Below are 7,457 nucleotides of genomic sequence, written 5' to 3'. Positions count from 1 at the left end.
GCCCGAGGTCTTTCTGTCCATGTGCCAAGTTACCGAAGTAACGTGACCCACAAGACAGTGAAGCTTTCACCTACATCATCGCCGAAGCTAGTAGGCCGATATGCATCCGGTCCGCCGTCGAAACGACCAAACCGCCCGCATATCCCTTCATCATCATCAATGTCAAAGAGCGCAGAAGACAAAACAAACCGAGACGCCAGTCAACCAGCGATCCCGTCCGCCTCATCTTCCAGATTTCCCGAGACCTTCAAGGCAGCGCCGCCGCCTCTCAACCCCGTCACCGTCGCCGTTCCGCTTCGGTGAGGCGCTATCTAGGGAACCGCAAAAAAACCCGCAAGAGGAAAAATGACGAAGGGCCGATATTTTTCCATCCGGTCGGAAACCCGTCTACATATGGGGCGCGACGGATCCGCCACACCACATGTAGAGAGGCCTCAGGCTCGGCGCCGGAGGGTCCGCCAGAGGCGCATCGAAAGCAGCGCCACGACGCCGGCCATGTAGAGGATCGGCTCGAGCGGCCAGGCCTTCACGAGGAGCAGGAAGTGCAGGGCGCCCAGCAGGGCCACGAGGTAGGTCAGCTTGTGGAGCCGGGTCCAGGCCGCGGCTCCCATCCGCCGGATCGCGCCGTTGTTCGACGTCAGCGCCAGGGGGATCATCGCCGCGAAGGCGAGCATCCCCAGCGTGATGTAGGGGCGCTTGGCGATGTCGGCCCCGATCTCGGCCCAGCGGAACTGCAGATCCAGCGCGAGCCAGACGGCGAGATGCAGGCAGACATAGAAGAAGGCCAGCAGCCCCACCGCCCGCCGGAAGCGGATCAGATTGATCCCCGTCCACCAGCGCAGCGGGCTGATGACCAGCCCGCCCACGAGGAACTGGAGCGCGAGCTCACCCAGCCGGTGCTCGATCCCCTTCACCGGATCGACGCCGAGCCCGCCCGTGGCCGCCTGCCAGACCAGAAGCCCGAGCGGCAGGAGACCTGCCGCATAGACGAACCCCGTCGGCACCGGGCGCAACGCGCCATTGATCCGCTGCGCGATCATTCAGAAATCCACCGACAGGTCCTGACCGGCGTAAAGCTGCGCCACCTGATCGCCATAGCCGTTGAAGGGCTGCGTCTCGATCCGCGGCGCGAAGAAGCCCGAGCCGATCCGCCGCTCGGACGCCTGGCTCCAGCGCGGATGATCCACCGCCGGGTTCACATTGGAGTAGAAGCCGTATTCGCGCGCATTCTGCATGTTCCAGGAGGTCGCGGGCATCTTCTCGACCAGCGAGATCCGCACGATGCTCTTGATCGACTTGAACCCGTATTTCCATGGGACGACCAGCCGGATCGGCGCGCCGTTCTGCTTCGGCATCTCCTCGCCGTAGAGGCCGGTGGCGAGGATCGTCAGCGGATGCATCGCCTCGTCGATCCGCAGCCCCTCGCGATAGGGCCAGTCGAGGATGCGCGAGCGGACGCCCGGCATTTCCTCGGGGCGGACGAGCGTCTCGAAGGCCACGAACCTGGCGCCCGGCTGCACGCCCGCCCGCTCGAGGAGGGTCCGCAGCTCGAACCCGATCCAGGGCACCACCATCGACCAGCCCTCGACGCAGCGCAGGCGGTAGATCCGCTCCTCGAGCGTCACGCCCTTCAGGATGTCGTCCAGCGGATAGGAGCCGGGACGCTCGACGAGGCCCCCGATCTCGACCGACCAGGGATCCACGGTCAGGGCACCGGCATTCTGCGCCGGATCGCCCTTGTCGAGGCCGAACTCGTAGAAATTGTTGTAGTTCGAGATCTCCTCGAAGCTGTTGGGCTTCTCGTCCGTCGAGAAGCGGCTGGCCTTCGCCTCGATCCGGGCGAAGGCTGGCCCCGCCAGCCCCAGTGCCCCCGCCCCTGCGAGGATCTGCCGCCGGTTCAGCCAATCCGCCTTGCGCGTCACATCCGACCATCCGAGCTTGCGCATCCTGTCCCTCCCTTGCCGCTTCCCTAAGGTGCATGGTGCGCCTTCACTTTCAAAGGCCCCGCCCATCACGAAGCGGGGAAGGCGCTCACGGCCGATCACGCGCGATCACGCTTCGTCCCGCCGGCTCATCCGCCCGTGCCGCCTTCTGCGTAGCCTTGAGGCCAAGCACGGCATCACACACAGGAGGACTGGAACGATGCGCAAGACCCTTCTCGCCCTTTCGCTCGGACTGCTCGCGGCACCTGCCTTCGCCGAAACCGGAGACATCGTGGAGACCGCCACCGACGCGGGCAGCTTCACGACGCTCCTCGCCGCGGCCGAGGCCGCGGGGCTCGTCGATACGCTGAAGGGCGAGGGCCCCTTCACCGTCTTCGCGCCGACGGACGCGGCCTTCGCGGCCCTGCCCGAGGGCACGGTCGAGGATCTGCTGAAGCCCGAAAACAAGGAGAAACTGACCGAGATCCTGACCTATCACGTCGTGCCGGGTGAAGTGATGTCCTCCAACCTGATGGAAGGCATGACCGCCGGGACGGTGGAGGGCGGCGCGCTCACCGTCACGCTCGAAGGGGGCCCGAAGGTGAATGGCGTGGCGATCTCGCAGCCGGATGTGGATGCGTCGAACGGGGTGATCCATGTGATCGACGGCGTGCTGATGCCGGGCGCCTGATCGGCGGCTGTGGCAGCGCGGGCCCGCTCCGGCTTGGGGCGGGCCCGTCTTCTTCAGGACATCAGTGCACCACGGCGTCCTGCGGCCGCTCGCGCCGCGACGAGGAGACCCGGTCGCCGATGATGAGCCCGTCGGCACCGGCACTGACCTGCACGACCGACCCGTCGAGCACGTCGCCCGCGAGGATCATCTCGGCCAGCGGATCCTGCAGATGGCGCTGGATCACGCGCTTGAGCGGACGCGCGCCATAGACCGGATCGTAGCCCTCGTCGGCGAGCCACTGTTTCGCCGCCGCATCGAGCTCGAGCCCGATCTTGCGGGTGGCCAGCCGCTTGCCGAGCAGGCCGAGCTGGATCTCGACGATCTGGCCCATGTCGTCGCGCGACAGGCGGTCGAAGATCACCATCTCGTCGAGGCGGTTCAGGAACTCGGGCCGGAAATGTCCGCGCACCGCCTCCATCACCGCCGCGCGGGCGGGGGCGGGATCGGCCCCTTCCGGCAGCTGGCTCAAGGCATAGGCCCCGAGGTTCGAGGTCAGGATGATGAGCGTCTGCTTGAAGTCCACCGTCCGGCCCTGCCCGTCGGTCAGCACCCCGTCGTCGAGCACCTGCAGGAGCACGTTGAACACCTCGGGGTGCGCCTTCTCGACCTCGTCGAACAGCACGACCTGATAGGGTCTGCGCCGCACGGCCTCGGTCAGCACCCCGCCCTCATCGTAACCCACATAACCCGGAGGCGCGCCGATCAGCCGGGCGACCGAGTGCTTCTCCATGAACTCCGACATGTCGATGCGGACCATCGCCTGATCGTCGTCGAAGAGATATTCGGCCACGGCCTTCGTCAGCTCGGTCTTGCCGACCCCCGTCGGGCCGAGGAAGAGGAAGCTGCCCAGAGGCCGCCGCTCGTCGTTCAGCCCCGCCCGCGCACGCCGCACGGCATTGGCCACCGCCCGCAGCGCGGCGCGCTGCCCGATGACCCGGCGCCCGAGCTCCTCCTCCATCTTGAGAAGTTTCTCGCGCTCGCCCTCGAGCATCTTCGAGGTCGGGATGCCGGTCCAGCGCTCGACAACCTCGGCGATCTGCTCCGGCCGCACGGCTTCCGAGACGAGGAGATCGCCCTCGCGCGCTTCGGCTTCCTCGAGCTTCTTCTCGATCTGAGGAATGACCCCGTAGGACAGCTCGCCCGCCCGCGCGAGGTTGCCCTCGCGCTTGACCTGCTCGAGCTCGGCCCGGGCCCGGTCCAGCTGCTCCTTCAGATCGCGCGCGGCCTCGAGCTTGTCGCGCTCGGCCTGCCACTGCGCCGTCATCTCGGCGGCGCGCTCGGTCATGTCCGAAAGCTCCTTCTCGAGCTTCGCCAGCCGGTCCTTCGAGGCCGCATCGTCCTCCTTCTTCAGCGCCTCCGCCTCGATCTGCGCCTGCAGGATCTGGCGATCCAGCGCGTCGAGTTCCTCGGGCTTCGAATCGACCTCCATCCGCAGGCGGCTCGCGGCCTCATCCACCAGGTCGATGGCCTTGTCGGGCAGGAAGCGGTCGGTGATGTAGCGGTGCGAGAGCGTCGCCGCGGCCACCAGCGCCGCGTCGGCGATCTTCACCCCGTGGTGCAGCTCATACTTCTCCTTGATGCCGCGCAGGATCGAGATCGTATCCTCGACCGTCGGCTCCTCGACCATCAAGGGCTGGAACCGCCGCGCCAGCGCCGCGTCCTTTTCCACATGCTTGCGATATTCGTCGAGCGTCGTGGCGCCCACGCAATGCAGCTCGCCCCGCGCAAGCGCCGGCTTGATGAGGTTGGCCGCATCCATCGCGCCTTCGGATTTGCCCGCGCCCACCAGCGTGTGCATCTCGTCGATGAAGAGGATGATCTCGCCCGCAGCCGAGGTCACCTCGTTCAGCACGGCCTTCAGCCGCTCCTCGAACTCGCCGCGGTATTTCGCGCCCGCGATCAGCGCGCCCATGTCGAGCGACAGGAGGCGCTTGTTCTTCAGGCTCTCGGGCACGTCGCCATTCACGATGCGCAGCGCGAGACCCTCGGCGATGGCGGTCTTGCCGACGCCGGGCTCGCCGATCAGCACCGGGTTGTTCTTGGTGCGCCGAGACAGGATCTGCATCGAGCGCCGGATCTCGTCGTCGCGGCCGATGATCGGGTCGATCTTGCCGTCCCGTGCGGCCTGCGTCAGGTCGCGGGCGTATTTCTTCAGGGCGTCATAGCCTTCCTCGGCCGAAGCCGTGTCGGCGGTGCGGCCCTTGCGGATGTCGTTGATCGCGGCATTCAGCTTCTGCGCCGTCACCGCGCCCGCATCCAGCGCATCCTTGGCCTTCGAGGCGACCATGGCCAGCGCCATCAGGATCCGCTCCACCGGCACGAAGCTGTCGCCCGCCTTCTTCGCCAGCTTCTCCGCCTCGTCCAGCACGCGCACGAGACCCGGATCCATGAAGGGCTGCGCATCTCCCGACACCTTGGGCAGCTTGGCGATGGTCAGCTCGACCGTCTCGGCCACGCGCGCAGGCTCGCCGCCCGAGCGGCGGATCAGGTTCGAGGCCAGCCCCTGATCGTCGTCCATCAGGGCCTTCAGCAGATGCTCGGGCGCCAGCCGCTGGTGGCTTTCCCGCATCGCGATCGTCTGCGCGGCCTGAAGGAACCCGCGCGACCGCTCCGTGAACTTCTCGAGGTTCATCGGTCACTCCTCTCGTTAAGCCCCCGGCGACACCGCCCGACTGTCGGCACGGTCCGTCCCGGGTCTTGATGCTCAGGTGGTCGCGGATCTGGTCGAATTCAAGGATCACGATCCGATCAAGCAGCCGTGTTCATGCAGGCCGTGCAGTGGAACCGGACAAGGCCCAAATGGATTTATCCACAAGCCTGATCGGCTGCCCCGACCGGAAAAAGGCCGCGACATGCGGTCATGGTCCGCAAGGGGCCATGCCGGTTCATCCTGATCCCGACCGGCCTCTTCCGGTCATGTGAGGAGTGTCACGATGCGTATCCTCTCTGCCACCATCGAGCGCGCCCATTACGCGCGCGATTTCGGTCAGGTCGAGGCCACCGTCGCGCTGCTGGTCAAGGACAGCGCGCGCCCGGTGCCCTACGTCCGCCGGATCTTTACCACCGAGCCCGCCCGCGGCGCCGCCCCCCTGCGCGAGCGGCTGATCGACAGCGCGAAGACGCTTTTCCTCGCGCGCTACGAACCTCAGGTCGACCGCGCCGCTTGACGAGGGCGGGGCTCAGCCGAAGGCCTGAAGCCCCGCCAGCGCGGCCCCGACCAGCCCGGGCTCGGGATGGAAGGCCGGCCGCAGCAGCGCCTCGGGCGTGGGGCGCAGAAGCCTGTGACGGACGGCGCGATCCAGCGCCGCCATCAGGTCGCGGTCATTCGAAAGGCCCCCTCCCACCGGGACCACCGAGGGGCCGATGACATTGACCAGCATCGCAAGCGGCCCCGCCACCAGCTCGAGCCAGACCTCCACCGTCGCGGCCGCAGCCATCTCGCCCGCGCGCCAGGCCGCCAGGATCTCGCGGCTGTCGAGCCCCTGCCCGGACAGGGCGAGATGCAGCCGCTCGATCCCCCGCGCGCTGCCGTAGGTGTCCACGCAGCCGCTCTGGCCGCAGCCGCATGTCAGGTGCGGCAGGTCGCGGCCGAGCGGGCGCTGGTCGAGCACCGGCGCATGGCCCCATTCGCCCGCGATCCCACCCGCCCCGGTCAAAAGCCGCCCTTCCAGCACGATCCCGCCGCCCACGCCGCTGCCGAGGATGATGCCGAACACGTTGCGGTGGCCGCGCCCGACCCCGAGCAGCGCCTCCGTCAGCACGAAGCAATCGGCATCGTTGCCGATCCAGACCGGACGGCCGAGGGCCGCGCCGAGATCGGCGGCCAGCGCCCGCCCGTTGACAGCCGGCAAGTTGGCCGCGGTGATGCGGCCCGTGTCGGGATCGACCACGCCCGCGATGGCGATGGCGAGCGACGTGCCCTCCTCCGGCACGAGGCCACGCAGCGCCGCGACGAAGCCCGGAAAGCTCGCCGGCATCGGCCGCTCGCCCAGAGGCTCCAGGTCGTCGGGGGCGAAGGCACGGGCGGCGCGGATGCGGGATCCGCCGATGTCGAAGGCGATGAGCATGGGCCACCGATAGCAGCCGCGGCGGCCCGACGGAATGGGCCCGCTTGACACGCGGCAGCCCTCGTCCCATCACCCGCCCGACCTCAGCAGGAAGGAGCTTCCCATGGCCGACGACCGTCTGATCGTGGCACTCGATGTGCCGAACGTCGTGCAGGGGCTGGATCTCGCGGAGAGGCTCGGCGATGCGGTCTCGTTCTACAAGATCGGCCTCGGGATGCTGACCGGCGGCGGCCTCGCGCTGGCCAACGAGCTCAAGCAGGAGCGGGGCAAGCGCATCTTCCTCGACATGAAGCTCTTCGACATCGGCGCGACCGTCGAGGCCGCCGTGCGGGGCTTTGCAAGCTACGACCTCGATTTCCTGACCGTCCATGGCGATCCGCAGGTGGTGCGGGCCGCGGTGCAGGGCGCCTCGGGCAGCGGGCTGCGCATCCTTGCGGTGACGGTGCTGACCTCGCTCGACCGGGCGGACCTCGATGCGAACATGATCCGGGCGGGCGATCTGGCCGAGATCACGCTCGAGCGGGCGGCGCGGGCGCTGGATGCCGGCGCGCATGGGGTGATCGCGAGCCCGCAGGAGGCGGCGGCGATCCGGGCCCTGCCGCAGGCGGCGGGTCGGCTGATCGTGACGCCGGGCGTGAGGCCGACGGGCGCCGCGCTCGGAGATCAGAAGCGGGTGGCAACCCCCGCCCGCGCGATCGCGGACGGGGCGGACCATATCGTCGTGGGCCGGCCGAT

7 protein-coding genes are annotated in these 7,457 nt (G+C 68.1%); 3 read left to right on the top strand and 4 right to left on the bottom strand.

Going from position 1 to position 7,457, the window contains the following annotated elements; genetic code table 11:
* Positions 1-434: 434 nt before the first annotated feature.
* Positions 435-1,040 (bottom strand): protein-methionine-sulfoxide reductase heme-binding subunit MsrQ, encoded by a 606-nt coding sequence (gene msrQ, locus A9O63_RS07650; protein WP_069331392.1) that lies wholly within the window; start codon positions 1,038-1,040, stop codon positions 435-437.
* A complete protein-coding gene (msrP, locus tag A9O63_RS07645; protein ID WP_069331391.1) occupies positions 1,041-1,946 on the bottom strand; it encodes a protein-methionine-sulfoxide reductase catalytic subunit MsrP in 906 nt (301 codons plus the stop codon).
* Positions 1,947-2,142: 196 nt separating this feature from the next.
* Here msrP and A9O63_RS07640 point away from each other — a divergent pair, with 196 nt between their 5' ends.
* Entirely contained in the window at positions 2,143-2,613 is a 471-nt protein-coding gene (locus tag A9O63_RS07640; RefSeq protein ID WP_069331390.1) for a fasciclin domain-containing protein, read from the top strand.
* 61 nt (positions 2,614-2,674) lie between these two features.
* Here the strand turns inward: A9O63_RS07640 and clpB are convergent, their stop codons facing one another.
* Positions 2,675-5,287, bottom strand: a complete 2,613-nt coding sequence (gene clpB, locus A9O63_RS07635; RefSeq protein WP_069331389.1) for an ATP-dependent chaperone ClpB — start codon at positions 5,285-5,287, stop codon at positions 2,675-2,677.
* Positions 5,288-5,588: 301 nt separating this feature from the next.
* On the opposite strand from clpB, the gene A9O63_RS07630 reads away from it, so the two are divergent.
* Positions 5,589-5,822, top strand: a complete 234-nt coding sequence (locus A9O63_RS07630) for a hypothetical protein (protein WP_002722031.1) — start codon at positions 5,589-5,591, stop codon at positions 5,820-5,822.
* Positions 5,823-5,834: 12 nt separating this feature from the next.
* Here the strand turns inward: A9O63_RS07630 and A9O63_RS07625 are convergent, their stop codons facing one another.
* Positions 5,835-6,722 (bottom strand): ROK family protein, encoded by an 888-nt coding sequence (locus tag A9O63_RS07625; RefSeq protein ID WP_069331388.1) that lies wholly within the window; start codon positions 6,720-6,722, stop codon positions 5,835-5,837.
* A gap of 103 nt (positions 6,723-6,825) precedes the next feature.
* On the opposite strand from A9O63_RS07625, the gene pyrF reads away from it, so the two are divergent.
* The coding region (gene pyrF / locus A9O63_RS07620) for an orotidine-5'-phosphate decarboxylase (protein ID WP_069331387.1) at positions 6,826-7,457 on the top strand (632 nt) is incomplete at its 3' end.

The organism is Cereibacter johrii, from assembly GCF_001720585.1.
Taxonomy (GTDB): Bacteria; Pseudomonadota; Alphaproteobacteria; order Rhodobacterales; family Rhodobacteraceae; genus Cereibacter_A; species Cereibacter_A johrii.
Note: the sequence above shows the minus strand (reverse complement) of the source record. Positions and strands in the feature narration are given on the sequence as shown.

Bases quoted from the DNA above. Each gene is read 5' to 3' on its own strand.
- msrQ (WP_069331392.1), bottom strand. From the start codon at position 1,040: ATGATCGCGCAGCGGATCAATGGCGCGTTGCGCCCGGTGCCGACGGGG.
- msrP (WP_069331391.1), bottom strand. From the start codon at position 1,946: ATGCGCAAGCTCGGATGGTCGGATGTGACGCGCAAGGCGGATTGGCTG.
- A9O63_RS07640 (WP_069331390.1), top strand. From the start codon at position 2,143: ATGCGCAAGACCCTTCTCGCCCTTTCGCTCGGACTGCTCGCGGCACCT.
- clpB (WP_069331389.1), bottom strand. From the start codon at position 5,287: ATGAACCTCGAGAAGTTCACGGAGCGGTCGCGCGGGTTCCTTCAGGCC.
- A9O63_RS07630 (WP_002722031.1), top strand. From the start codon at position 5,589: ATGCGTATCCTCTCTGCCACCATCGAGCGCGCCCATTACGCGCGCGAT.
- A9O63_RS07625 (WP_069331388.1), bottom strand. From the start codon at position 6,722: ATGCTCATCGCCTTCGACATCGGCGGATCCCGCATCCGCGCCGCCCGT.